This is a genomic window from Streptomyces sp. NPDC055815 (genome assembly GCF_053616475.1).
Genome location: NZ_JBSHDU010000053.1, coordinates 22,984 through 46,095, shown reverse-complemented (window position 1 = coordinate 46,095; position 23,112 = coordinate 22,984). Strand labels below are relative to the sequence as shown.

At 72.1% G+C, this 23,112-nt stretch carries 25 protein-coding genes and 1 pseudogene; 10 read left to right on the top strand and 16 right to left on the bottom strand.

Translation table 11 applies throughout. From position 1 onward, the window contains the following. Nucleotides 1-56 precede the first annotated feature (56 nt). From ACWGN5_RS28750 to ACWGN5_RS28740, 3 genes are all read left to right on the top strand, one after another. Nucleotides 57-857 carry a class I SAM-dependent methyltransferase gene (locus ACWGN5_RS28750; protein WP_453520382.1) on the top strand — a complete coding sequence of 267 codons (801 nt, stop codon included), beginning with the start codon at nucleotides 57-59 and terminating at the stop codon, nucleotides 855-857. 310 nt (nucleotides 858-1,167) lie between these two features. Further along, nucleotides 1,168-2,217 carry an NlpC/P60 family protein gene (locus tag ACWGN5_RS28745; protein ID WP_453520380.1) on the top strand — a complete coding sequence of 350 codons (1,050 nt, stop codon included), beginning with the start codon at nucleotides 1,168-1,170 and terminating at the stop codon, nucleotides 2,215-2,217. 360 nt (nucleotides 2,218-2,577) lie between these two features. Continuing rightward, nucleotides 2,578-3,816 carry a PP2C family protein-serine/threonine phosphatase gene (locus ACWGN5_RS28740; RefSeq protein ID WP_453520377.1) on the top strand — a complete coding sequence of 413 codons (1,239 nt, stop codon included), beginning with the start codon at nucleotides 2,578-2,580 and terminating at the stop codon, nucleotides 3,814-3,816. Nucleotides 3,817-3,864: 48 nt separating this feature from the next. On the opposite strand, the gene ACWGN5_RS28735 is transcribed toward ACWGN5_RS28740, so the two are convergent. The 3 genes and pseudogenes from ACWGN5_RS28735 to ACWGN5_RS28725 all read right to left on the bottom strand — a co-directional run. Beyond that, nucleotides 3,865-4,212, bottom strand: a complete 348-nt coding sequence (locus tag ACWGN5_RS28735; RefSeq protein WP_351180359.1) for a DUF2516 family protein — start codon at nucleotides 4,210-4,212, stop codon at nucleotides 3,865-3,867. Between the two features lie 90 nt (nucleotides 4,213-4,302). Then, entirely contained in the window at nucleotides 4,303-4,854 is a 552-nt protein-coding gene (locus ACWGN5_RS28730; RefSeq protein ID WP_453520375.1) for a hypothetical protein, read from the bottom strand. Nucleotides 4,855-4,902: 48 nt separating this feature from the next. Then, nucleotides 4,903-5,274 (bottom strand): annotated as a pseudogene (locus ACWGN5_RS28725) (helix-turn-helix domain-containing protein); the annotation flags it as partial. 91 nt (nucleotides 5,275-5,365) lie between these two features. On the opposite strand from ACWGN5_RS28725, the gene ACWGN5_RS28720 reads away from it, so the two are divergent. The 5 genes from ACWGN5_RS28720 to ACWGN5_RS28700 all read left to right on the top strand — a co-directional run bounded on the left by ACWGN5_RS28720 (nucleotide 5,366) and on the right by ACWGN5_RS28700 (nucleotide 9,242). Further along, entirely contained in the window at nucleotides 5,366-5,812 is a 447-nt protein-coding gene (locus ACWGN5_RS28720) for a helix-turn-helix domain-containing protein (protein WP_453520372.1), read from the top strand. A gap of 10 nt (nucleotides 5,813-5,822) precedes the next feature. Continuing rightward, nucleotides 5,823-6,239 (top strand): VOC family protein, encoded by a 417-nt coding sequence (locus tag ACWGN5_RS28715; RefSeq protein ID WP_351180365.1) that lies wholly within the window; start codon nucleotides 5,823-5,825, stop codon nucleotides 6,237-6,239. A 35-nt stretch (nucleotides 6,240-6,274) separates the two neighbouring features. After that, nucleotides 6,275-6,859: a DinB family protein gene (locus ACWGN5_RS28710; protein ID WP_453520369.1), complete on the top strand. Its 585-nt coding sequence runs from the start codon at nucleotides 6,275-6,277 to the stop codon at nucleotides 6,857-6,859. A 364-nt stretch (nucleotides 6,860-7,223) separates the two neighbouring features. Further along, nucleotides 7,224-7,709: a MarR family winged helix-turn-helix transcriptional regulator gene (locus ACWGN5_RS28705; protein WP_453520367.1), complete on the top strand. Its 486-nt coding sequence runs from the start codon at nucleotides 7,224-7,226 to the stop codon at nucleotides 7,707-7,709. 90 nt (nucleotides 7,710-7,799) lie between these two features. Further along, on the top strand, nucleotides 7,800-9,242 hold the full coding sequence (locus ACWGN5_RS28700) for an MFS transporter (protein WP_453520366.1): 1,443 nt from the start codon (nucleotides 7,800-7,802) through the stop codon (nucleotides 9,240-9,242). 144 nt (nucleotides 9,243-9,386) lie between these two features. On the opposite strand, the gene ACWGN5_RS28695 is transcribed toward ACWGN5_RS28700, so the two are convergent. The 4 genes from ACWGN5_RS28695 to ACWGN5_RS28680 all read right to left on the bottom strand — a co-directional run bounded on the left by ACWGN5_RS28695 (nucleotide 9,387) and on the right by ACWGN5_RS28680 (nucleotide 14,084). Then, nucleotides 9,387-11,369, bottom strand: coding sequence for a HelD family protein (locus ACWGN5_RS28695; RefSeq protein ID WP_453520364.1), 1,983 nt, complete (start codon nucleotides 11,367-11,369; stop codon nucleotides 9,387-9,389). Nucleotides 11,370-11,429: 60 nt separating this feature from the next. Next, nucleotides 11,430-12,053, bottom strand: a complete 624-nt coding sequence (locus ACWGN5_RS28690) for a TetR/AcrR family transcriptional regulator (protein WP_453520362.1) — start codon at nucleotides 12,051-12,053, stop codon at nucleotides 11,430-11,432. A 43-nt stretch (nucleotides 12,054-12,096) separates the two neighbouring features. Beyond that, nucleotides 12,097-13,341, bottom strand: a complete 1,245-nt coding sequence (locus tag ACWGN5_RS28685; RefSeq protein WP_453520361.1) for a GNAT family N-acetyltransferase — start codon at nucleotides 13,339-13,341, stop codon at nucleotides 12,097-12,099. Nucleotides 13,342-13,427: 86 nt separating this feature from the next. Beyond that, nucleotides 13,428-14,084 carry an RsiG family protein gene (locus tag ACWGN5_RS28680; RefSeq protein WP_453520358.1) on the bottom strand — a complete coding sequence of 219 codons (657 nt, stop codon included), beginning with the start codon at nucleotides 14,082-14,084 and terminating at the stop codon, nucleotides 13,428-13,430. 139 nt (nucleotides 14,085-14,223) lie between these two features. On the opposite strand from ACWGN5_RS28680, the gene dtd reads away from it, so the two are divergent. Then, nucleotides 14,224-14,649 carry a D-aminoacyl-tRNA deacylase gene (gene dtd, locus ACWGN5_RS28675; protein WP_453520356.1) on the top strand — a complete coding sequence of 142 codons (426 nt, stop codon included), beginning with the start codon at nucleotides 14,224-14,226 and terminating at the stop codon, nucleotides 14,647-14,649. Nucleotides 14,650-14,652: 3 nt separating this feature from the next. Here dtd and ygfZ read toward each other — a convergent pair whose 3' ends face one another. The 9 genes from ygfZ to ACWGN5_RS28630 form a co-directional block, all read right to left on the bottom strand. Next, a complete protein-coding gene (ygfZ, locus tag ACWGN5_RS28670) occupies nucleotides 14,653-15,618 on the bottom strand; it encodes a CAF17-like 4Fe-4S cluster assembly/insertion protein YgfZ (RefSeq protein WP_453520353.1) in 966 nt (321 codons plus the stop codon). A gap of 10 nt (nucleotides 15,619-15,628) precedes the next feature. Beyond that, on the bottom strand, nucleotides 15,629-16,066 hold the full coding sequence (locus tag ACWGN5_RS28665) for a Fur family transcriptional regulator (RefSeq protein ID WP_453520350.1): 438 nt from the start codon (nucleotides 16,064-16,066) through the stop codon (nucleotides 15,629-15,631). A 46-nt stretch (nucleotides 16,067-16,112) separates the two neighbouring features. After that, the gene (locus ACWGN5_RS28660; RefSeq protein WP_453520348.1) at nucleotides 16,113-16,775 is read right to left on the bottom strand and encodes a restriction endonuclease subunit S; all 663 of its coding nucleotides are present in this window, start codon (nucleotides 16,773-16,775) and stop codon (nucleotides 16,113-16,115) included. Continuing rightward, nucleotides 16,772-18,349: an N-6 DNA methylase gene (locus tag ACWGN5_RS28655; RefSeq protein WP_453520346.1), complete on the bottom strand. Its 1,578-nt coding sequence runs from the start codon at nucleotides 18,347-18,349 to the stop codon at nucleotides 16,772-16,774. Before ACWGN5_RS28655 ends, ACWGN5_RS28660 begins: the two co-directional genes overlap by 4 nt. Nucleotides 18,350-18,419: 70 nt before the next feature. Further along, complete coding sequence (locus tag ACWGN5_RS28650; protein ID WP_453520344.1) at nucleotides 18,420-19,079, bottom strand: hypothetical protein; 660 nt, start codon at nucleotides 19,077-19,079, stop codon at nucleotides 18,420-18,422. A 354-nt stretch (nucleotides 19,080-19,433) separates the two neighbouring features. After that, complete coding sequence (locus ACWGN5_RS28645) at nucleotides 19,434-20,006, bottom strand: FABP family protein (RefSeq protein ID WP_351180389.1); 573 nt, start codon at nucleotides 20,004-20,006, stop codon at nucleotides 19,434-19,436. A 225-nt stretch (nucleotides 20,007-20,231) separates the two neighbouring features. Continuing rightward, nucleotides 20,232-21,047: a hypothetical protein gene (locus tag ACWGN5_RS28640; RefSeq protein WP_453520342.1), complete on the bottom strand. Its 816-nt coding sequence runs from the start codon at nucleotides 21,045-21,047 to the stop codon at nucleotides 20,232-20,234. Continuing rightward, nucleotides 21,044-21,835: a hypothetical protein gene (locus tag ACWGN5_RS28635; RefSeq protein WP_453520340.1), complete on the bottom strand. Its 792-nt coding sequence runs from the start codon at nucleotides 21,833-21,835 to the stop codon at nucleotides 21,044-21,046. The genes ACWGN5_RS28640 and ACWGN5_RS28635 overlap by 4 nt, the downstream gene beginning before the upstream one ends. After that, nucleotides 21,832-22,638, bottom strand: coding sequence for a hypothetical protein (locus ACWGN5_RS28630; RefSeq protein ID WP_453520338.1), 807 nt, complete (start codon nucleotides 22,636-22,638; stop codon nucleotides 21,832-21,834). Before ACWGN5_RS28630 ends, ACWGN5_RS28635 begins: the two co-directional genes overlap by 4 nt. Nucleotides 22,639-22,741: 103 nt before the next feature. On the opposite strand from ACWGN5_RS28630, the gene ACWGN5_RS28625 reads away from it, so the two are divergent. Then, nucleotides 22,742-23,104 carry a DsrE family protein gene (locus ACWGN5_RS28625; RefSeq protein ID WP_453520335.1) on the top strand — a complete coding sequence of 121 codons (363 nt, stop codon included), beginning with the start codon at nucleotides 22,742-22,744 and terminating at the stop codon, nucleotides 23,102-23,104. The last annotated feature ends 8 nt before the right edge of the window (nucleotides 23,105-23,112 follow it).

Here is a 23,112-nt window from a genome sequence, read left to right as displayed (position 1 = left end):
TTTGCCAATTCGTTGCCGGGGCCACCGGTCCGAGAGGCACCCCTTACGCTCATGACATGGCCCCGCGCACCACCCGCCCCGTCGGCACCCCGACCCGCGGGACCACCAACCCGAACCGGCTGCGCCGCATGGACCGCTGGATCGCCGCCGTCCACGGCCCCGCCCTGCGCCGCTCCCCCGAGCCGCCGCTCGCCGTCGACCTCGGGTACGGGGCCGCCCCCTGGACCGCCGTCGAGCTCCTGGCCCGGCTCCGCACCGCCGACCCCCGCACCCTCCTGTACGGGATCGAGATCGAGCCCGCCCGCGTCGAGGCCGCGAAGCCGTACGAAGCCGCTCACGAGGGCCTCTCCTTCCTGCACGGCGGCTTCGAGGTGCCGGTCCCCGGCCGGGTCGCCCTGATCCGGGCCGCGAACGTGCTGCGCCAGTACGACGAGGACCAGGTCGCCGCCGTCTGGGCGCGGCTCTGCGACCGGCTCGCACCCGGCGGGCTGCTCGTGGAGGGCACCTGCGACGAGATCGGGCGCCGGCACGTGTGGGTGGCGCTCGACGCGGCCGGGCCGCGCACGGTGACCTTCGCGACCCGGCTCGGCTCGCTCGACCGGCCCTCGGACCTCGCGGAACGGCTGCCGAAGGCGCTGATCCACCGGAACGTGCCGGGCGAACCGGTGCACGCGTTCCTGCGGGACTTCGACCGGGCGTGGGCGGCGGCCGCCCCGTACGCCTCGCTCGGCGCCCGGCAGCGGTGGATCCGCTCGGTCCGCGACCTGGCGGCGGACTGGCCGCTGACGGACGGCCCGCGGCGGTGGCGCCAGGGCGAGGTGACGGTGCGGTGGGAGGCGCTGGCACCGAGGACGTGACGGGGGGGGCGGGTTCTGACCGGGGGGGCGGTTCTGACGGCGGACCGGTCCTGACGGGGTGCAGGCTCTGACGGGGGGCTGGTTCTGACGGCGTGTCGGCCCGGATGTCTTTCCCTCGGTATCCGTAACTCCCCTTGAATTTCCCGTGCAGAGGGAACGCCACACGCGTATCACTCGTCCCCCGTGGGGGGAACCGGCCCGACAAGCCCTGGTTTCCCCTGTCGTTTTCCGGTTTCGCATGGCACTATCGCCAAGGTCACCACCAAGTTACTGACGGTAAATCAGATTTGGGTCACTCGAGGGGGAGCTCGTGAACCGACGCCGCCACGCCACTGCCGCGATCACCGTGATCTGCGCCCTGACCGTGTTGGCCTCCCCCGCACTGACCCTCCAGGCCTCGGCCGCGCCGCTCCCGCCCCCGCCGCCGAAGAAGAGCCTGGAGGAGGTGCGCAAGGAGATCGACGACCTCTACCGCAAGGCGGCCGTCGCCACCGACGCGTACAACCTCGCCGAGGAGAAGACCAAGGAGCAGTCCGCCGAGATCGTCCGGCTCGCCCGGATGATCGTGGAGGGCCGCGAGAGGATCGAGGACCTCAAGTCCAAGGCGGGCGCCCAGGCCCGCGCCCAGTACCGCAACGGCGGACTCCCGGACGGCGCGCAGCTCGTCCTCACGAACGACCCGCAGCTCTTCCTCGACGCCGCCGGGCGGCTCAAGTCCGGCGCCAAGGCCACCACCGACCTGCTGGGCGAGATGACCCGCACCCAGGCCGAGTTGGACACGTACGCCAAGGACGCCAGCACCAACTGGACCAAGCTGGAGGCCATCCGCGTCAAGCAGGCCAAGGCGAAGAAGGAGATCAACGACAAGATCGACGCCGCGAAGAAGCTGGAGTCCGAGCTCGCCGCCGAGGAGCGCGAGCGGCTGCGGCGCCTGGAGGAGCAGGCCCAGCTCCGGGCCCAGACGAGCTGGCTCGGCACCGGCGTCCTCGACGGCCCGCACGCGGGCGCGACCGCGGAGGGCAAGAGGGCGGTCGACTTCGCCACGGCCCAGATCGGCAAGCCGTACGTCTGGGGCGCGGAGGGACCGGGCTCGTACGACTGCTCGGGGCTGACCCAGAGCGCCTGGGGCGCGGCCGGCCGGGGGATCCCGCGCACCTCGCAGGAGCAGTGGCGGCTGCTTCCGCACGTGGACATCAAGGACATGCGGCCCGGCGACCTGATCGTCTACTTCCAGGACGCGAGCCACATCGGCATGTACGTCGGGAACGGCATGATCGTGCACGCGCCGCGCCCGGGCCGGAACGTGACCCTCGCGGGCGCGGGCTCGATGGAGATCCTGGGCGTGGTCCGCCCTTCGTGACACGAAGGGCCTCGGTGACGCGAGGGGGCGTGGTCCGCCCTTCGTGACACGAGCCACCCCGGTGGCTCGACGGGCGGCTCCCGGGGCGTGACCTTTCTCATGGGATCCGGTGCCCCGCGCGGACCGTCCGGGGGCAAGTACCTCCCCTTCCGCGGCATATGCCAAGTGCGACGCGCGCTCTCACAGGCTGATCACCATTCCGCTGCGCACCGCCCTACCGCTATGGTCCGGGACGGGCGGGACGCCACCCGGCGCCCTGCGCACCCTCGGGGGGAGGGAAGGAAACCCGGACCGATGCCCGTATCCGTACCGCGCCAGAGAAACGTCTCTGCCGCTGCGGGACCCGGCGAAACCACCCCAATGGACGCCACTCCCATGACAGGCACAGTCACAGGAACCGACCGCACCGATCTCACTCTCCTGGTCGTCGAGGACGACCCGGCGGGTGCCCTCGCCGTACCCGAACTGCTCGACGCGGCGGACGCCGCCGGCACCCGGGTCCGCATCCGTACCGCCCGTAACCTCACCGAGGCCGAGCGGCTCCTCACCGACGACGTCCACTGCGTCCTCGTCGACCTCTCCCTGCCCGGCGCGCGCGCCGGGGCCGCCGGCGACGACCCGCTCGCCCCGCTGCGGCACATCCTGCGCCTCGCCCCGCGCCACGCGGTCCTCGCGCTCGCGGGCTCCGCGGACGCCGAGCTGGCCGCCGAGGCCGTACGCGTCGGGGCCCAGGACCACCTCTTCCGCGAGGAGCTCGACGGGCGGCTGCTCAGCCGGGCCATCCGGTACGCCGTCGAACGCAAGCGGGCCGACGCGGTCCAGGTGAAGCTGGCCGAGTCCCGCCTCCGCGCCCAGGAGAACGCCCGCCTGGAGCGCGGGCTGCTCCCGACGCCGCTCCTGGAGGGCTCCGACCTCCGCTTCGCCGCCCACTACCGGCCCGGACGCTCCCGCGCCCTGCTCGGCGGCGACTTCTACGACGTCGTCCGCACCCCCGACGGCACCGTCCACGCCATGATCGGCGACGTCTGCGGGCACGGCCCCGACGAGGCCGCGCTCGGCGTCGAGCTGCGGATCGCCTGGCGTGCGCTGACCTTCGCGGGCCTGTGCGGGGACGAGCTGCTCTCCACGATGCAGCAGGTCCTGGAGCACGAGCGGGAGAGCGAGGAGATCTTCGCGACCCTCTGCACCGTCGACATCGCGCCCGACGGGCGCCGGGCCGGGCTCTGCCTGGCCGGGCACCCCTCGCCGCTGATCGCCCGGCAGGGGCGGACGGCACGGCTCCTCCCGTACGAGGACGGCGGCCCGGCCCTCGGACTGCTGCCGCGCGCCCGCTGGCCGCGCCGGCAGGTCGAGCTGGGCGGGGCGTGGAGCCTGCTCATGTACACGGACGGGCTCATCGAGGGCCGCTCGGCGGGCCCCGACTCGCCGCGGCTCGGCCAGGACGGGATGGTCGAGATGATCAACCGGCAGCTGGCCTCGGGCCTGCGGGGCGAGGAACTCCTGGAGGCGGCCGTGACGGAGGTCCGGTCCCTGAACGGCGGCGAGCTCACGGACGACGTCGCCGTCCTGGCCCTGGAAAGGGACAGGACCCGGGGGTAAGCACCACCCGGGCCCTGTCTTCCGTCGTCCTGTCTTCCGTCGTCCTGCCTACCGGCCGCCGTTGTAGGGGCCGTACGGTCCGTCGCTGCTGGAGCCGCCGCCCCGGCGGCCGCCCCGGCCTCCGCCGGAGACCTGCGCGAGCGCGGGGCGCACGTCCACCATGAAGACGATGGCGGCGATCAGGCCCGCGATCTGCAGGAACAGCATCGGCAGCAGCAGGTTCAGGGCGAGGTTGATGCCCAGGATGATCAGCCAGAACTTCTTCGTCTGCTTGTCGGCGGCGCGGTAGGCGTCCTCGCGCGCCATGGCGGCGAAGACGAGCGCGGCGACGGCGAAGCCGGTGAAGACCAGGAAGATCACCAGGGAGAGAAGGGAGTCGAATCCCGCGCGCAACATGCTGAGCACCGCCTAGGGGGATGGAGAGAGAGCGCCTCGCGGTCAAGGTACCCGGTACAACGCACCGGGTACCCGAATTGGTGCCCGGCCCTACTCCTTCTCGGCGGCGACCGTCGTCTTCTTGGCGGGAGCCTTGCGGGCGGTGGTCTTGCGAGCGGGCGCCTTCTCGGGCTCGGGCTTCTCGTCCGTCTCCGCCTTCGCCTCGGGCTCGGGCTCGACGACGACGGCGATCTCGGTGATCTCCTCGGCGACCTCGCCCCGCCAGGCGCGGACGGCCTCCTCGCCGTGGGCGGCGACCTCCTCGTACTTCTCGCGCGCCTTCACGGCGTACTCGGCGGCGACGCCGACCCCGCGCAGGGCGAGGTCCTGGGCGGTCTCGCCGAGCTTCTTCAGGTCGGTGTCGAGACCGCCGACGACCTCGGCGAACTTCGACTGCACGGTGGCCTGGGCCTCCTTGGCCTGCGCGGTCACCTTCTCCTGCACGGCCTTCGGGTCGGTCTTCCGCACGGCGTCGATGCGCGCGGGGGCCTCGGCGGCGAGCTGCTCGATCAGGCCGGGGACCTTCTTGGCCTGCTGGACGGCGAGGTCGGCGGTGCCGGCGGCGAAGTAGAGAGGGGTACGCAGTTCGTCGATGATGGCCATGCTGGTGTTCCTCCCGGAGATGACGTACTAGGTCGAAGGCGGCGTGGCATCGGGTGCGGCTTCCGCGGCGGCGTCGGCGGCGTTCTCCTTGCGGAAGGAGTCGTAGATCTGGAGCAGCACCTGCTTCTGCCGCTCGTTGATCGAGGGATCGGCCAGGATGACGGCGCGCGTCTCCAGCTCCTCCCGCTCCTTCTCGTCGAGGATCCCGGCCCGTACGTAGAGCGTCTCGGCGGAGATCCGCAGGGCCTTCGCGACCTGCTGGAGGACCTCGGCGCTGGGCTTGCGCAGCCCGCGCTCGATCTGGCTGAGGTACGGGTTCGACACCCCGGCGGCGTCGGCGAGCTGACGCAGGGAGAGCTGCGCGGTCCGCCGCTGCTCGCGGAGGTACTCGCCGAGATTGCCGACGTTGAGCGATGCCATGCTCCGACCATGCCAGCCTTTGCTAACTATTGCAAGCACCTGCTTGCAAGAGTCGCGTACGGGGTGCCGTGTGCCGTGCCATGCTGGGGGCGTGGACCTGGAGGACCTGAAACGACTGCGCCGCGCGCGGGACACCATGGACCGCGACTACGCCTCGCCGCTGGACGTACCGGCCCTGGCGAGGGTCGCCCTGATGTCGACCGGGCACTTCGCGCGCAGCTTCCGCACCGCGTTCGGCGAGACGCCGTACAGCTATCTGATGACCCGGCGCGTCGAGCGCGCGAAGGCGCTGCTGCGGCGCGGGGACCTGAGCGTGACGGAGGTCTGCTTCGAGGTGGGCTGTACGTCGCTCGGGTCGTTCAGCTCGCGGTTCACCGAGCTGGTCGGGGAGACGCCGAGCGCGTACCGGGCGCGCAGCCACGAGGAGGGCGCGGCAATGCCGGCGTGCGTGGCGAAGGTGCTGACGCGGCCGGTGAAGAACGGCGGCCCTTCTGAAGCGATCAGGATCGGAGAAGCGGGAACGAGCGCCTCGCCGTAGCGTCGTCGGCATGGACAACATCAAGCTCTCGCAGTGCTTCATCACCGTCGACGACGCCGACGCGGCGCTCGGTTTCTACCGGGACGCACTCGGCCTGGAGGTCCGCAACGACGTCGGCTACGAGGGGATGCGCTGGGTGACCCTCGGGTCGCCCGCGCAGCCGGACGTGGCGGTCGTCCTGGAGACCCCGCTGCCCGACCCCAGCGCCTCGGAGGCCGACCGGAAGGCGGTCACGGACCTCCTCGGCAAGGGCCTGCTGCGCGGCGTCATCTTCTCCACGCAGGACGTCGACGCCACCTTCGAACGCGTCCGGGCGGCCGGCGCGGAGGTCCTCCAGGAGCCGGTCGACCAGCACTACGGCGTGCGCGACTGCGCGTTCCGCGACCCGGCCGGCAACATGATCCGCTTCGCCCAGCCGAAGGCCTGACAGTATGGCCTGAAAGCCCAACGGGGAGGGACAGCATGACAGTTGACGAACGGAACGACGTGGCGGCGCCCAGGCGGCGCTCGGATGTCCTCGACGAGGCGGGGGTCGCGGGGCCGGCGCGGTTCACCGGTCCCGCGACCGGGGACGAGCTGCCGATGCTCGCCGGGTTCCTGGCGGACCAGCGGGCGACGCTGGTGCTGAGGTGCGCGGGCCTGGAGGAGGAGCTGGCGGTGAGGTCGGTGGAACCGTCGACGCTGTCCCTCCTCGGCCTGGTCCGGCACCTGGCCGACGTCGAGCGCCACTGGTTCCGCGAGATCCTCGCCGGCGAGAAGGACGCGCGCCCCCTCTTCTCCTCACCGGCCTCCCCCGACGGGGACTTCGACGAGGCCGCGGCCGGCCCGTCGGCCGTCGCCGAGGCCTGGGAGGCGTGGCACGCGGCGGTGGCCTACGCGGACCGCTTCACGGCGGAGGCGCCGAACCTGGACGTCACGGGCGAGGACGGGTGGCGCGGAACGGTGTCGCTCCGCTGGGTCCTGATCCACATGATCGAGGAGTACGCCCGCCACAACGGCCACGCGGACCTCCTGCGCGAACGAATAGACGGCACGCGGGGCCTGTAGGGCCCCGTCGCGGGCGCGCTTCCGCCCGTTGTGGGCAATCGTTCCGCTGGGGCGGAACGGGTGGGCACAACGGAACGGCGCCCCGAGCCGGGCCTAGGCTCCAGCGCCTGAACCCGCACCGAATGTGCGCCGCCACGGCCGGTGCGGGTCCAGGCCCGGAACGCGAAGGCGCCGCGAAAGGGCGCCGTCCCGTGCGCCCACCCTCCCCCAAGCTCTCGGCTTCGCTCGAGCAGGGGGGACCCCCATCGCCCAGCGGGACGATTGCCCACACGGGGCGTGGGCACCGCCCAGCACGGCGCGGCCGCCCCCACTCGTCCGCTTCGCGACGATCCGCTACGGATCGGTTCTCGTTACGCTGGCAGGTATGACAGCCATGGCGCCCACCCGCACCGAGCCCGACCTCTCCTACCTCCTCGATCACACCAGTCACGTCCTGCGGACCCGGATGGCCGCCGCGCTCAGTGCCATCGGGCTCACCGCGCGGATGCACTGCGTCCTCGTGCACGCCCTGGAGGAGGAGCGGACGCAGGCGCAGCTCGCGGAGATCGGGGACATGGACAAGACGACGATGGTCGTGACCGTCGACGCCTTGGAGAAGGCCGGGCTCGCCGAGCGCCGGCCGTCCAGCACCGACCGGCGGGCGCGGATCATCGCCGTCACCGAGGCCGGGGCCGAGGTCGCCCGGCAGAGCCAGGAGATCGTGGACGGCGTACACGAGAGCGCCCTCTCCTCGCTCCCCGACGAGGAGCGCACCGTCCTGCTGCGCGCCCTGAACCGGCTGGCCACCGGCCATCTGGACGCCCCCGTCGAGAGCCCGACGCCCGCCCGCCGGGCCCGGCAGCGCGGATAGCACCCGTAAGCCGTTCCGTAAAAAATAGTCTGCAACAAAACCTTCTGTTAGTGTCACTCCTGTCGCCTCCCTCCGACAGGAGCTGTCCCCATGCCCGCTGCCCCCGCCCCCAGCCCCCGCCTCGCCCTCGGCGTCCTCGCCACCGGCATGCTGATGACCGTCCTCGACGGCAGCATCGTCACCGTCGCGATGCCCGCCATCCAGGGCGACCTCGGCTTCACCCCCGTCGGCCTCAGCTGGGTCGTCAACGCCTACCTCATCGCCTTCGGCTCGCTCCTCCTCCTCGCCGGCCGGCTCGGCGACCTCATCGGCCGCCGGCGGATGTTCCTCGCCGGCACCGCGCTCTTCACCGCCGCCTCCGTCCTCGCCGGCGTCGCCACCTCCCCCGCCGTCCTCATCGCCGCCCGCTTCCTCCAGGGCGTCGGCAGCGCGATGTCCTCCGCCGTCGGCCTCGGCATCCTCGTCACCCTCTTCACCGCACCCCGCGAACGCGCCCGCGCCATCGCCGTGTTCAGCTTCACCGGCGCCGCCGGAGCCTCCCTCGGCCAGGTCCTCGGCGGTGTCCTCACCGACGCCCTCGCCTGGAACTGGATCTTCTTCATCAACCTGCCCATCGGCGCCGCCACCCTCCTCGTCGCCCTCCGCGCCCTGCCCGCCGACCGCAGCCTCGGGCTGAAGGCCGGCGCCGACGTCACCGGCGCGCTGCTCGTGACCGCCGGACTGATGGCCGGGATCTACGCCGTCGTCAAGATCGAGGAGTACGGGGCCGGTTCGGCGCACACGCTCGGCTTCGGGGCCCTCGCGCTCGCCCTCCTCGCCGGCTTCCTGCTCCGCCAGGCGAAGGCCGCGCACCCCCTCATGCCGCTGCGGATCCTCCGCTCCCGCGCCGTCGCCGGCGCGAACGCCGTCCAGATGCTGATGGTCGCCGCGCTCTTCTCCTTCCAGGTCCTCGTCGCCCTCTACCTGCAGAAGGTCCTCGGGTACGGAGCCGCCGAGACCGGCCTCGCGATGCTGCCCGCCGCGCTGATCATCGGCGCCGTCTCCCTCGGCGTCTCGGCGCCCCTCATCGCCCGCTTCGGCGAGCGGAACGTCCTGCTCACCGGCCTCGTCCTGCTCATCGGCGTCCTGGGCCTGCTGACCCGCGTCCCCGTCCACGCCTCGTACGCCACCGACCTGCTCCCGGTGATGCTGCTCGCCGCCGGCTTCGGCCTCGCGCTGCCGTCCCTCACCGCGCTCGCCATGTCCGGCGCGGAGGAGGCGGACGCCGGCCTGGCCTCCGGGCTCTTCAACACCACCCAGCAGATCGGCATGGCGCTCGGCGTCGCCGTCCTCTCCACCCTGGCCGCCGCCCGCACCGAGTCCCTCACGGCGGCCGGGAAGCCCGCCCCCGAGGCCCTGACCGGCGGTTACCACCTCGCCTTCGGCGTCGGCGCCGGGCTCCTCCTCCTCGCCCTGACCGTCGCCCTCACGGTCCTGCGCCCCACCGCCAACGCCACCCCCACCGAGCCCCGGCAGATGACGATGGCGGCCTGAGCCCCGACCGACGGCCCGGCACCGCCCCGCGCCTCCTCCGGAGCACCCGACGACGGGTCACCGCCGCCGGGTGCTCCGGCCGTCGAACTCGCCGCCGAACCCGGGCCGGCCGGGCGCACCGCCCCCGCCCGGACCGAGCCGCCCTCACCCCTCCCCACGGAGACACTCCGGCAGCTCCCCCACGTGCACGAGCGCGAGGCGCGACACCGCCCGGGTGAGCACCACGTACAGCCGGTTCGCGCCGCGTGCCTCGGCCGCCACGATCGCGGCCGGTTCGACGACCACGACGTGGTCGAACTCCAGGCCCTTGACGACCGTCGCGGGCAGCACGGTCACCCGTTCGCCCCCGCCGCAGTCGCCGGCCGCCTCCGCCACCGCGTCGACGAGCCCGTCCGCCGTGATGACCCCGACCGAGCCCTCCGCCGCGAGCGCGGCCCGCACCGCCTCGCGCACCCCGGCGGCCAGGTCCTCCGCCGGGTGGACCGTCACCTCGCCGTCCCGGCGTACCGAACGCCCGGCGGGCACATCGGCACCCAGCTGCGGCAGGAGCCGGTTGGCGAGGTCGACGATCGCGGCCGGCACCCGGTAGCCGAGGGTCAGCGGCACGACGGGGGTCCCGGCCTTGCCCAGGTGGGCCAGTTGTTCGGCCCAGTCGCGGGCCGCCCACGGGGTGGTGCCCTGGGCGAGGTCGCCGAGGACGGTGAGCGAACCGAACGCGGTGCGGCGGGCGATGGCCCGGCACTGCATGGGCGAGAGGTCCTGGGCCTCGTCGACGACGACGTGCCCGTAGCTCTCGGGGCGCTCGATCAGGCCCGCGAGCTCGTCGAGGAGGACGAGGTCGGCGGCGGTCCAGTGCGCCGAGCGGTACGAGCGGGGCGGCCGCGCCCAGCGGATCGCCACGCGCTCGCCCTCGCTCAGCGCGGGGTCGTCGGGGTTCGTCAGGACCTCCGCCAGGACCTCCTCGGGGCTCGTCCTCGGCCAGCACGCGTCGAGGAACGCCGTCACCGCCCGCGCCCGCTCGATCCTCCGCGCCCAGGCCGCCCCCATGGGCCCCGAGCGGCGTTCGGCCCGGAGCTGGAGGGCTCGGACGACCCGGGCGCGGACCCGCTCGCGGCCGGTCGCGTAGGGCGGGGCCTCCTCCCGTACCGCCGAGACGATCGCGGCGAGTTCGTGAGCCGGGAGCCGCCAGTGGTACGTGCCGTCCGGGACGGCCAGGTCCTCCGCCGGGGCCGGGTCGACCCTGCCGTACAGCGCGCGGTGCAGCACCCGCGCCATCCGGGCGTCGTGCTTGACCCGGGCCGCCGCCTCGCCGTCCTCGGCCCGTACCGCGTGGCGGGCGATCTCCTCGTCGAGGGTGGCCTGCCGGATGCCGGTCTCGCCGAGCGAGGGCAGCACTTCGGAGATGTACGCGAGGAAGGCCCGGTGGGGGCCGAGGACGAGGAGTCCGGAGCGGCGGATCCGCTGCGGATGCGTATAGAGGAGGTACGCGGCCCGGTGCAGGCCCACCGCGGTCTTGCCGGTGCCGGGGGCTCCCTGCACGCACAGGGAGGCGGCGGGCTCGGAGCGGACGAGGTCGTCCTGTTCGGGCTGGATGGTGGCGGCGATGTCCCGCATGGGGCCGACCCGGGGGCGCTCGATCTCCCCGGTGACGAGGGCGCTCACGGTCCCCGCCCCGCCGCCGTCCGTGAGGCGCTCGTCCTCCAGGGCGGTCAGGTCCTCTGTGGCGCCGGTGCTGTGCGGGGCCCAGCCGAAGCGGCGGCGCCGCAGGACGCCCTGCGGGTCGTGCGCGCCGGCCTGGTAGTAGGCGCGGGAGACGGGCGCGCGCCAGTCGACGACGAGCGGCGGGGCGGCCGGGTGTTCGGCGATCCGACGGCGGCCGATGTGGTGGATCTGGCCGTCCTCGCGGTCGAGGCGGCCGAAGAACAGCGGTCCGGGCGGCTGTTCGCCCATCTCCTTGGCGCGGCTGCGCAGGTGGTAGCCGAGCGCCTCGGCGTCGGCGCCCGAGGCGGCGACGTCCTCGCCGATGACGACCTGGTCGGCGACGTCCTCGGTCATGCGGATCAGGGCGGCGCGGCAGGCGTCGTGGTGGGAGCGTTCGCGGGCGAGCTCAAGGTCCAGTGACGTCATTCCGACAAGCCTAGCGGAAAACGTTACCGGGTTACATTTTTTACTTGGTCATAGCGGGGGTCAGTACGGAAGCCCCTGCCGCAGCGAGCCGAACGCCTTCTCCGCCCCCGCCACCGCGTCCCGCCCCACCTCCTCGATCGCCTCGCCCGCCATCAGCCGGGCCACGTTCGCGTTCGCCAGGATCCGCAGCACCGCCACGATCTGCCCGGCCGCGAGCCGCGCCACCAGGGGGTCGCCGCCGAGCGCCCGCGCCAGGACCTCCTCCGACCGCTGCTGGTAGCCGTGGATCGCGGCGAGCAGGGCGGGGGTCCCGTACAGCAGCCGGTGGTACGCCAGGACCGCCGGAACATCGCAGAGCCCGGTGACCGGATCGCGCCGCTCAAGCCCGTCGAGGAGGTGCGCGTACAGCGCGTCGAGCGGCGCCGCGCCCTCGGCCCGCCCGGCCTCCACCACGCGCGCGGACTCGTCCTCGTGGTCGGCGAACCGGTGGAGGACCAGGTCCTCCTTGGCCGGGAAGTACCGGAACAGCGTCGGCTTCGACACCTCGGCGGCGGCGGCCACCTCCGCCACGGAGACCCCGTCGAAACCCTTCTCCAGGAAGAGCGCGATGGCGGCGTCCGACAGGGCTTGCCGGGTGCGCGCCTTCTTCCGCTCACGCAACCCGGTCGGGTACTCCGGCTTCACGGGACATCTCCTTTGCGAGACGTCCATCCTATGAGGGCAGGGCTCAGAAGATGTCCGGCGAGAAGGGCCTCAGCGGCGTCCGGAACAGCAGCTCGGCGCGGGCCGCCGCACCGGGCGTCAGCTCCTCGACGCGCCCGAGCCGGGACAGCCGTACCGCCGACTCGTCACCGAACGCGAGCGTCCCCAACTCGGCGACGCCGAGGGCGACATCGGCGGACCCGGTCGTACGGACACAGGTCACGCCCGCCGGGGAGGCGTCGAGCCGGAAGCGGCCGCCCGCGAGCCCGTCGGCGTCCCGCACCTCGAGGACGAGGCTGTCCGCCACCGGATACGTCCGGCCCTCCAGCACCCGGACCACGTCCAGGACCCGGACCCACAGCATGTCCGCGTACGTCACCAGCCTGGCCGCGCGCGGGTCGGGCAGCAGCATCGGCAGCGGGTCGTCGGGCGCCCGGTAGCCGGAGCGGACCGTCGCGATCCAGTCGATCGAGCACATGTAGTGCCACAGGGCACGCTCGGCGGCCGGAGTGACCGCGACGAGGTCCCGCACGCTCGCCGTGTTCACCGGCTGCTTCGCGTCGTCCCACTTGTCGTCGGCCGTGTACGCCACGTACCCCTCGACCTCGCCGGCGGCCGACCGGTACATCGCGTAGTACGGCTCCCGCCACGGATCGCTCTGGTAACCGAGCCCCGTGCCGCGCTCCCAGTCCCGCTTGTCGCGGTGGGTCACCCCGGCACGGACGCCGGCCAGACGGCGGTGCAGCCCGGGGCCCGTCCGGCGGATCTCGTCGCCGTCCGTCAGATCGATCCGGCCGCCGTCCTCCGGGCGGCCCGAGCGGCGCGGGTCGAGACCCGCCCGCCGCACGTCCACGGCCCACTCGGACGTCCAGCTCGCCACACCGAAGCCGAACCGGCCGTAGATCGGGTACTCGGCGGCGATCAGCGTCGCGATCGCGTCGCCCCGCTCCTTCGCCGCGGCGAGATCGGCGGCCATCATCCGGCCGAGCAGCCCGCGCCTGCGGTGCGTCGGCGAGACCGTCACCTGGGTGATCGCGTCGGCGACGAGGCTCCCCCCGCCGACCGTGCTCACCTCCTGCCGGAAGGACCGGAAGGTGGCGACGATCCGGCCCCCGTCGAAGGCCCCGAGCGTCCGCGCCAGGTCCGCGTGGGCCAGCCGGTCGGCGAACTCCTCGTCGGAGACGACCGGCGTCCGGAGGAAGCCGGTGCGCAGCGCCCGCTGCCAGTCGCGGAACTCGGACTCCGTCACCGCGCGTACGTCGACAGTCATCCCCCGACCCTACGCACGGCCGCCCGGCCCCCGCACCCGACTTTCCCGGCGCTCGGGCACTCCAGACGCTCGGGCCTGCCCGGACCTCAGGCCAGCAGGTCGTCGACCTGGGCCTCGCCCTCGCGGTAGCGGCGGGCGATCTCCGCGCTGCAGTCGTCGGCGGTCCGCTGGAGGTGCTGCCGGCGCCGCGAGATCTGCTGCTCGTACCCCGCGAGCCGCCCCATCGCCGCGTGCAGCTCGTCGTCCGTACGGGCCGTCAGGTCCGACAGCTCGACCTCCGACAGCATCTCGGTCGCGAGCCGCCGGTACTCCTCGCCGCGCGGCGTCGACAGCGTCACGTGCCGCGCCGAACTGCGGTGCCGCGAGGGCACGTCGGCGAGGATCTCGGAGAGCCGGTCGAGGACCGGGGCCTCCGGATCGGTCCGCCGCGCCAGCTCGGCCCGCAGGATGTCGATCCGGCCCTGGAGCATCCGGCGCACATAGCTCAGGTCGGCCTCGTCGCTCTGCGCGTCCCGGCGCAGCGCGCGCAGCTCGGGCAGCCGCAGCGCGCCGAGGTCGGGCTGCGACCCGGGCTGCAGACGGTCGGGCTGCAGACGGTCGGGCTGCGTCCGGTCCGCCGGCTCGGCGGACCGCTGCACGGGTGGGCGCGTCACGGGTCCTCCGCCCGGTCCTCCGCCACGGGTTCCGGAGCGGATCAGCGGTACGGGGCCGGACGGCGTCGGCCCGGTGCCAGGTGCACTCATGAGAATCGTCCCCTCGACCGGTGCGGAACCGCACCGCCTCCCCCGCATGGTGCCACTCCTGCACCTGCACGTGCAGGCGCTCTGCACCCGTTCGGCCCCTCGTCCTTCGGTCGGCGGCACCCTCGGTAGGTTGGTGCGCATGCGAGCAGTGGTGCAGAGGGTCGACGGCGCGAGCGTCGTCGTCGCAGGGGAGACCGTCGGTGAGATCTCCGGCGAGGGGCTGTGCGTCCTGGTCGGGGTGACCCATGACGACACCCCGGAGAAGGCCGCCCAATTGGCCAGAAAGCTCTGGTCCGTCCGGGTACTGGAGGACGAGAAGTCGTGCTCCGACGTGAACGCGCCGCTGCTCGTCGTCTCCCAGTTCACCCTCTACGGAGACGCCCGCAAGGGCCGCCGCCCCACCTGGAACGCCGCGGCCCCCGGCCCGGTCGCCGAACCCCTCGTCGACGAGGTGGTGCGCTGCCTCCGGGAACTGGGCGCGCACGTGGAGACGGGCCGCTTCGGAGCGAAGATGAGCGTCTCCCTCACGAACAACGGCCCGTTCACGGTACTGATCGAGGTCTGAGGTCTACGGCTCGACGACGGTCTCCTGCGCGGCCGCCGTCGTCCCGGCGATCAGCGGCGCGTCCACCGGCACGTTCCGCTTCACCAGCGCCAGGGCGATCGGGCCCAGCTCGTGGTGGCGGACGGCGGTCGTCACGAAGCCGAGCTGCCGGCCCTCCTCCCCGTCGGCCGCGAGCCGGACCGGGGTGCCGTGCCCGGGCAGCAGCACCTCGCTGCCGTCCAGGTGCAGGAAGACCAGACGGCGCGGCGGCTTCCCCAGGTTCTGCACCCGGGCGACGGTCTCCTGGCCCCGGTAGCAGCCCTTCTGGAGGTGCACGGCGCTGCCGATGAGCCCGACCTCGTGCGGAATGGTCCGGTGGTCGGTCTCGAAGCCGAGCCGCGGCCGGTGCGCCTCGACCCGCAGCGCCTCGTACGCGAGGATCCCGGCGGCCGGACCGTGCGAGGCCGCGAAGGACTCCAGGTCGGCCCGGGGCAGGAACAGATCGCGGCCGTGCGGGGTCTCCCGTACGACGACACCCGCGGGCACCTCGGCGATGGACCCGGCCGGCAGGTGGACGACGGCGAAGTCCTCCGTACGGTCGGCGACCTCCACCCGGTAGAAGAACTTCATCGACTCCAGGTACGCGACGAGCTCCTCGCGCGTCCCCGGCTCGACGTGCGCCCACACCGTCTCGCCGTCGTCGACGAGGTACAGGGCGTGCTCGATGTGCCCGTTCGCGGAGAGGATCAGCGCCTCGGTGGCCTGCCCCGGCGGCAGCTCCGTCATGTGCTGGGTGACGAGCAGGTGCAGCCAGCTCAGCCGGTCGTCGCCGGAGACGGCGACGACACCGCGGTGCGAGAGGTCGACGAAACCGTTGCCTTCGGCGAGGGCGCGCTGCTCGCGGAAGAGGTCGCCGTAGTGCGCGGCGACGCCTTCGTCGCGGCCTTCGGCGGGGACGGCGCCGGGCAGGGACAACAGAGGGCTCTTCATACAGAAGAGCCTACGACTCGGCGGCAGCTTCCTTGTTCGAACAGTCCCGGCAGCGGCCGAAGATCGCGAAGTGCTTCATGTCCGTCTCGAACCCGAAGGTCTCGCGGAGCTTCCCGGTGAAGTCGGCGGCCACCTCGACGTCCGCCTCGATCACCTCGGAACAGTCCCGGCACACCAGGTGCAGATGGTGGTGCCGGTCGGCGAGGTGATAGGTCGGGGCCCCGTGCCCCAGATGCGCGTGACTGACGAGCCCGAGCTCCTCCAGGAGCTCCAGGGTCCGGTACACGGTGGAGATGTTCACCCCGGAGGCCGTCCTGCGGACCTCGCCGAGGATGTCGTCCGGGGTCGCGTGCTCCAGCTTGTCCACGGCCTCCAGGACAAGCTGACGCTGCGGCGTCAGCCGATAGCCGCGCTGCCGCAGGTCGCTCTTCCAGTCGGTACTCACCACGCCCCCCAGTGTAGGAGTGACGGCCCCGCGCCGGGCCCCCGCCGAGTCACCGGTCCGAAGCGTCCGAGTCGTGGACATCGCCCGTCGTCATCGTGTCCGTCAAGGCTCCCCGGAGCGCCCGCGTCGCACGCACCACGGCCTCGTGTGCCCGGATCTTCTCGTCCAGAGCCCTGAGCGTCCGGCCCACCCGCCGCTGTTCCGCCAGACCCGGCAGGCGTACGGGAAGCTCGGCGAGCAGGCGCATCGAGAGGTGCTGGATGGTCGATCCGGCCGCGGCACGGCCGATCCATTCCTGTGAGGCGGACGAGGAGAGAAAGGCCAGAAGGTATTGCGGGTCGACGGACTCAGGCGTGCGCACCCGCAGCCGGATCAGCGACGGGCCGTGCAGCCACCCCTGTTCGTCCGGGGTGGTCAGCGCGACACGTCCGACCGTCCCGGACCGGGTCATGAGGAGGTCACCGGCGGTGACGGCATACCTTCTCAGCCGTTCCGCCTCCTCGGCGGGCACGTGGCGGGAGGGCGACGCCGTCAGCCGGTGGTCTACGAGGTCGACGGGATGGATGACGGGCAGTCCCTCGGCTGCGTACTGCTCCGGCTTCAGCGCCGGCATCCCGCTCTGGACGTCGCAGATCTCGCCCAGGGGTACCGTCGGAGCGCTCCGCGAACGGCCCACTTCTCGCGAAGCGCCCGCTTCCTGCGGATCACTCACGCTCTCCACCTGCCCTCCTTCTCGAGTCCGGACAGGATCTCCCGCACCCGCCCGTCCGCCTCACGTGCCTGCTCGTCCCGGCGCGCGAGGTCGTCGATCAATCGGCCGATCCGCGGCGCCACGTCGGAGGTGCTCCCTGGGGGTTCGGCGGCGACATGCAGGACGGGACTGAGCAGCCAGTCTCTGGCAGCCAGGGTCCCGGGGGACACCGAGGCACTGAACCCGCTCCGCCCGGAGAATGCCTTCCCTCCGGCCTGAGCCGACCGCCATCGGAGGCAGACATCCACGACGGAGGCGACATCGGCCGCCGAGAGGACACGCCGGACGCGGTCGGCCATGCTGCCGAGCGACGCCCCGTCGACGAACAGTACGTCCCCGGGGACACCGGTGGGACTGCGCAGCAGCCACAGGGTCACCGGGATGCTCGTGGCCCTGCCGAACAGTTGCGGCGGCAGCGCGACCAGCGCTTCCACCGCACCGCTCTCGACCATGGCGGCGCGAATCGCACGCTCGGCCGGGTTGGCCGACTGCGCGGCGATGTTCGGCATCAGAACGGCCGCCCTGCCTCCCGGCGCGAGCGCGGAGACGGCGAGCTGGAGCCAGGCGAAGTTCCCGCTGTGCCGAGGAGGCGTGCCGTACGGGAAGTGCCCCTCGTAGCGGTACGGTTCCTCGGTGCGCTGGTTGAACGGCGGGTTGCTCACGACCGCCGAGTACCGCTGTCCGGGCTCCGGCCACCAGAAGCCGCGGGTGTCCACTGCGTGGTCGGTGTCGCGGAGGGTCAGCCGCATACGAGCCAGAGTCGCGTCCTCCGCCCCACCACTCACCCCACGTAGGGCGAGCGACGCCCCCGGCGCCCGCTCCCGCTCGACGGCGGCGCAGGTGTCCAGGATCTCTCCCGTACGGCAGAAGGGGTCGAGGATCGTTCTCTCGGCACCGTCATCGACCCCGGACAGCAGTTCCGCCATCAGGCGGCGCACCGCCTTGGGCGTGACCAGGTCGCTACCGCGCCGCCCCTCGATGCCGCTGCGCTGCTCGACGAGCCAGTCGAACGCCTCGATCGCCGTGTCGCGGTCCCAGCCCTCGGCAACGAGCACCTGAGCCGCGAAATCCGCGGAACGTTCCTGCCACCACCGTTCGCCGGCGGGGCCTCCGAGGCCCGCCGCTTCGATGCCGTCTTCGGCGAGGGTCCGCCGCACGGCCCACCACACGTCGACGGACCGGGAGAGTTCGTCGGAGGACCGGACGGCGATGACGTACGTGACGGCGATCAGCAGGTCGAGGACGCGCTCCGTGGTGCTCTCGCCCCGGAGCCTGTCGAGGATGTGCGTGAGAACGGTCTGCGGGCTGGTTCGCGAACCGACCCCGAGGGAGGCCAGGAACCGATCCCCGTAGGTCGTCCCCTCCAGCTCGCCCGCCTGGAGCCCGCCGACCGGGATCCGCCTGGTCGCGAGCCACGCCGCCACGTCGGAGGCCCGGAACGTGTCCACCGCTCCCGTGCCGGTCCGTTCGGATGCGACGGGCTGCGGGAAGTCGTCGTGGCGGCGGGCCCAGTTGGTGACGGCAGGGCGGTTCACGCCTGCCAGGCGAGCGATGTCCGACCGGGTGACCAGTCGTTCAGCGAGTGGACGCACAGGAGTCACCCTCTCAGAACCGGGGCGGCCGGCGGCCGCGCAGCGCGTCACGCTTGGCCGCGAGCACCGCCGGGAAGCGGTCCATCGACCGGATCTCCTTGGCGAGATCCTGGTTCACGTACCCCATGATCCGGTAGAGCTTGGCGTGGTCCTCCCGGAGGTCGCGATGGTGGATCGGCTCGTGGTGCATGATGCGGTTCCGCAGCAGCACGAGCGACAGGACCTGGTCGTCGAGCACGTCCCGACGACCCTGGTAGCCGGGAAACGCCTTGTGCACGACGGGTACCCAGAAGTCCCGGCTGTTCCAGCGCGTCAGCAGCTGCCGCCAGAAGCCGAAGGACAGTTCGGCGACGATCTCGTCCGGCGTACCGGACTTCCCCCGCCCCTGGCAGGCGCGGCGGGCTTCGTCCACCTTGCGCAGCCCTCCGCTCCTGAGCGGAGCCACGGTCCACCAGTCCGGGCGCCCGTGGAACTCCGCCAGCCGGTCGTGAACGGCATTGCGGAGAGCGACCTCAAGGCAGTGGAACGGCCCGAACAGCGCCGCCGAGGCCTCCACGTTCCACCAGTACAGGCGGAGGGCCGCCGTACGGTCCCCACCTGTGAAGTCCGTGTAGGCACGGAGCCTGGCCTCCGAGAAGACGTCGGACATCCATGCGGGCAGCTCTTCTTCCACGTTTCCCCCTTGCTGATGGCGCATGCCGATGAACAGCCTGTGGCGGACCACCACGCCAGGCGTTATGCTTCCCGGGAACGCTTCAGGATCGCCTCTGCTTCGGCATGCCGCCTGAAGCACGGCTTGTAAAACCCCCGGCCACGCCTCATGCGGCCGGGGGTTTTCCGTTACCGGGTCCCTGCATCCATGAAGGTACTCCGCATCGCATCCCGCCGCAAGGGGATCGCAGTCATCTAGCTTTTGTTAACCCCCCTGGCTCGCGCCGGCCGGGGATTAACAACTCCGGGCCCACCGACCAGCAGGTCGATGGGCCCGGAGGGGAACGGGGGGATCGCCGCTCAGGCGATCGCCGGTCTAGCGGAAGAACGCGATGCCGTCGTCCGGCATGTCGGGCAGGTTGCGGGCCATCTCCGCGACCTCCTCCGGCGTCACGACCTTCTTCAGGTGGGCCGACATGTAGGGGCGGAGCGGGACCTCGGGGGTCGCCTTCTCGCCGACCCACATCAGGTCGCTCTTCACGTAGCCGTAGAGCCGCTTGCCACCGCTGTACGCCTCCGAGGCCGCGGTCCGCGCGACGGCGTCCGTCGCCAGGTCGATCTGCGGCTTCTGGTCGGCGAGCTCGCCGTACCAGATCTCGACGATGCCCTGGTCACGGACCATGACGACCTCGACCTTGCGGTCCTTGTCGATCCGCCAGTAGCCGCTCTCGCTCTCCAGCGGGCGGACCTTGTTGCCGTCGTTGTCCAGGACCCAGGAGTGCGAGTGGTACTCGATGAAGTCCCGGCCGTCGTGGCTGAACGTCACGGACTGGCCGAAGTTGCACTTCTCGGCGCCGGGGAAGTCGGAGACACCCGCGCCCTCCCACGTACCGAGCAGGAACGCGAGGGGGACGAGGTCCGGGTTGAGGTCGGACGGGATCTCGATCATGAGCAGCTCTGGCGTTCTCTAGAAGTGGTTACCGCTGGCCCTGGTACAGCTTCTTCACGGTCAGACCGGCGAAGGCGATCACGCCGACGGCGACCAGGACCAGGAGAGTTTCGAAGAAAACGATCACGGGGTGCTCCTCGACTGAGCGGTGAAGGCGGAACGGGCCGGACCCCAGCTTAGTGGGCGGGGGTCCGGCCCACTCGGTGAGGTGGGTCTCCGGGACGATCAGCCGAGCAGCTGGTTCTGCAGGGTGACGGTCTGCTGGAACGGCACGGCGAGCGCCTCGCCCTTACGGGTCTGGGTGATCAGCGCGAGGGTGTCGCCGGCCTGCACATAGGCCCAGCGGACCTGCTCGGGCCCGTACGGCTTCTTCTCCTGGAAGGCGTACGCGCTCGTGTCCGCCACGCCGATGTCGTCCGCGAAGCTGTCCAGGACGACGCCGTCCACCCCGTCCGGCAGGGCCTTGGGGCCGTCCGCGGCGTCCGCCTGCACCGCCTCGTCCTTGAACGCCTCGGCGAACGCCACCGAGCTGAACCGCAGCAGGTGGATGCTGGTGCGGGTGCCGTCCGGCGTCGTCCACCCACGGGCGGCGACGTGCCGCAGGGTGGAGTCCGCCAGGGCCCGCTTCAGCTCGTCGCGGGACTCCTTCCCGTACAGCGCGAGGTACGAGTCGGTGGGCACGAACCCGCCGTTCAGCTTCGGGTCGACCGTCGCACCGGCCGGCGCTGGCAGCAGCAGCTCGCGCACGTCGGCGTAGTGGACCTCACCGTCGTTGCCCTCGGTGAACGGGCGGGGCCGGTCCGCCGGCAGCGCCGGGAGACGCAGCTGCGGGTACGCCCAGCGCCCGTCGTTCTCGGTCGCCAGGCCGGGCACGTCGTTCCGGTCGAAGGCGGTGATCCCCATGGCGGTGCCCGCGCCCACGCCGCCGCACACGACGACGGCGGCGGTCCAGCGGGCGACGGCCCACAGGACCCGGCGGGACCGGCGGGGCGCGGCGGGCGCCGCTTCCGGGACGTCCGTCTCTGTCATCTGCTCGGTCATACGTACTCCCCCGGGGACTGGATGTGGCGGAGCTGCTGCTCGACGAGGTCCGCCACGGCCTTCTGGTCGAAGGGCTCGGCGCCGAACGCGGTGACGGTGACCATGACCTCCCCGTCGTACGCGGAGCAGGTCATCTTCTGGAGGTCGGGAGTCCGCTCGTCCTCGCCGTCCTGCTCGGGCTTCGCGGGCTTGGGCGCCAGGTAGCAGGCGGAGTTCTTCGCGTACTCCTTGATCTTCGGGCCCTTGCGCAGCTTGAAGACCTCGGACATCTCCTTGCGGAGCTCGAAGAACTCGCGGACCGTCTTCTTGTCCTTCATCCGCAGGACGATCACCTCCGCCTGGAGGGTGCTGTCCTGGGCGGCGTACGAGCGCATCGCCATGCCCTGGATGCCGAGCCGGTCGACCTCCTTCTCGTACGCGCGGCGCTTCTTGCCGTAGAAGGCCTTGCCGGTCTGCTTGAGGAGGGCCGCGGCCTGCTTCGCCGGGATCTCGTCGTCGTTCCCGTATCCCTCGATGTCCGCGCCGAGCACATAGCCCTCGGGCACGGGCAGGAGGAGCCTGCTCATCGGCGTGGACGCCTTGCCGCGGGCGCTGTTCTCGGCGGCCGGGTCCTTGGCGGTCGCGGTCGCGGTGGGGTCCGCCCAGGCCACGGTGGGGGCGGTCCGGTCGGCGCGGTCGACGGTGACGGCGGTGTAGGCGACGCCGCCGCCGACGGCGCCGAGCACGACCACGGAGGCCAGCACGTTCTTCAGGATCCGGCGCGTGCGGCTCCCGGACTTCTCGCTCACAGGCGCCCCAGCTGCCGCTCGGCCAGAGAACGGATCTCGTTCTCGGCGATCTTCTTGGTGTCGTACATGAGGATGGTGATCGCGATGTCACCGCGCTGGATGAAGGCGCGGGCCTCGTAGAAGTCCAGGTATCCGGCCTGGCGGTGCACGGGGTAGAGGAAGTAGCGACCGTTCTCGGAGCCCTTCACGGGCTCCCCGAGGGAATCGGACTTCCCGTCGCCGATGGCGATGCGCTGCTGCGCCTTGACGTGTTCGAGGGCTCCGTTCCCGGAGGTGGAGCGGTACTGCACGAGGTTGATCTCGACGCGCTTGTACTCGCCCACGCGCCACGACCGGGTGGCGATCCGCCGGATCTCCTGGTCGAGCTGGAACCCCAGGGCGTCCTCGGGCCGGGTGAAGTCGTCGACGTACTCGGAGAGCGACTGCCAGCCGTCCTGGCCGTCGGCCCGTGCCCCCGCCGGCTTCGGCAGCAGCAGCTTCCGCAGGTCGCCCTGGGCCTTGGCCTGGCGGTCGTCCTTCGCGGCCGGCGGCTCCGGCTCCTGGCCCTTCGGCAGCGGCTTCGCCGGGTACGCGAGGCCCGGCTGGTTCAGCGGCGGGAGCGCGGTGGGTTCGCGGTCGGCCTGGATGCCGTAGCCGACGGCGGTGCCGCCGACGAGGCCGATGACGGCGGCGACGGCGATCAGCGCGACGGTACGGAGGACACGGCGGCGCGGCTTCTGGACCGGAGGAGCGGTTTCCGTGGCCGTCTCCGGCTCGGGCGGTGATGTTGTATCCGTATTTTGGATACTTTCTTCGATACTCAAGAGTCCCCCCACGAGACCTGAAGCGCGGATTCCGTCATCCGCGCACACAGCTGACACGCGAGGGGCGCATGAGGTTGCAGTGCCGCGCATTACAGTTCGGCATATGGCGAAGAAGCTCGTGATCAAGGTGACCGCAGGGGCCGACGCCCCCGAACGCTGCTCCCAGGCCTTCACGGTGGCCGCGGTCGCCGTCGCCAGCGGCGTCGAGGTCTCGCTCTGGCTGACCGGCGAGTCCTCCTGGTTCGCGCTCCCGGGCCGCGCGGCGGAGTTCGAACTCCCGCACGCCGCGCCGCTGCCGGACCTGATCGACTCGATCCTGGCGGCCGGCCGGATCACCCTCTGCACGCAGTGCGCGGCCCGCCGCGAGATCACGGAGAAGGACGTCCTGGAGGGCATCCGCATCGCCGGCGCCCAGGTCTTCGTCCAGGAAGCCATGTCCGACGAGACCCAGGCGCTCGTCTACTGAGCCAGGAC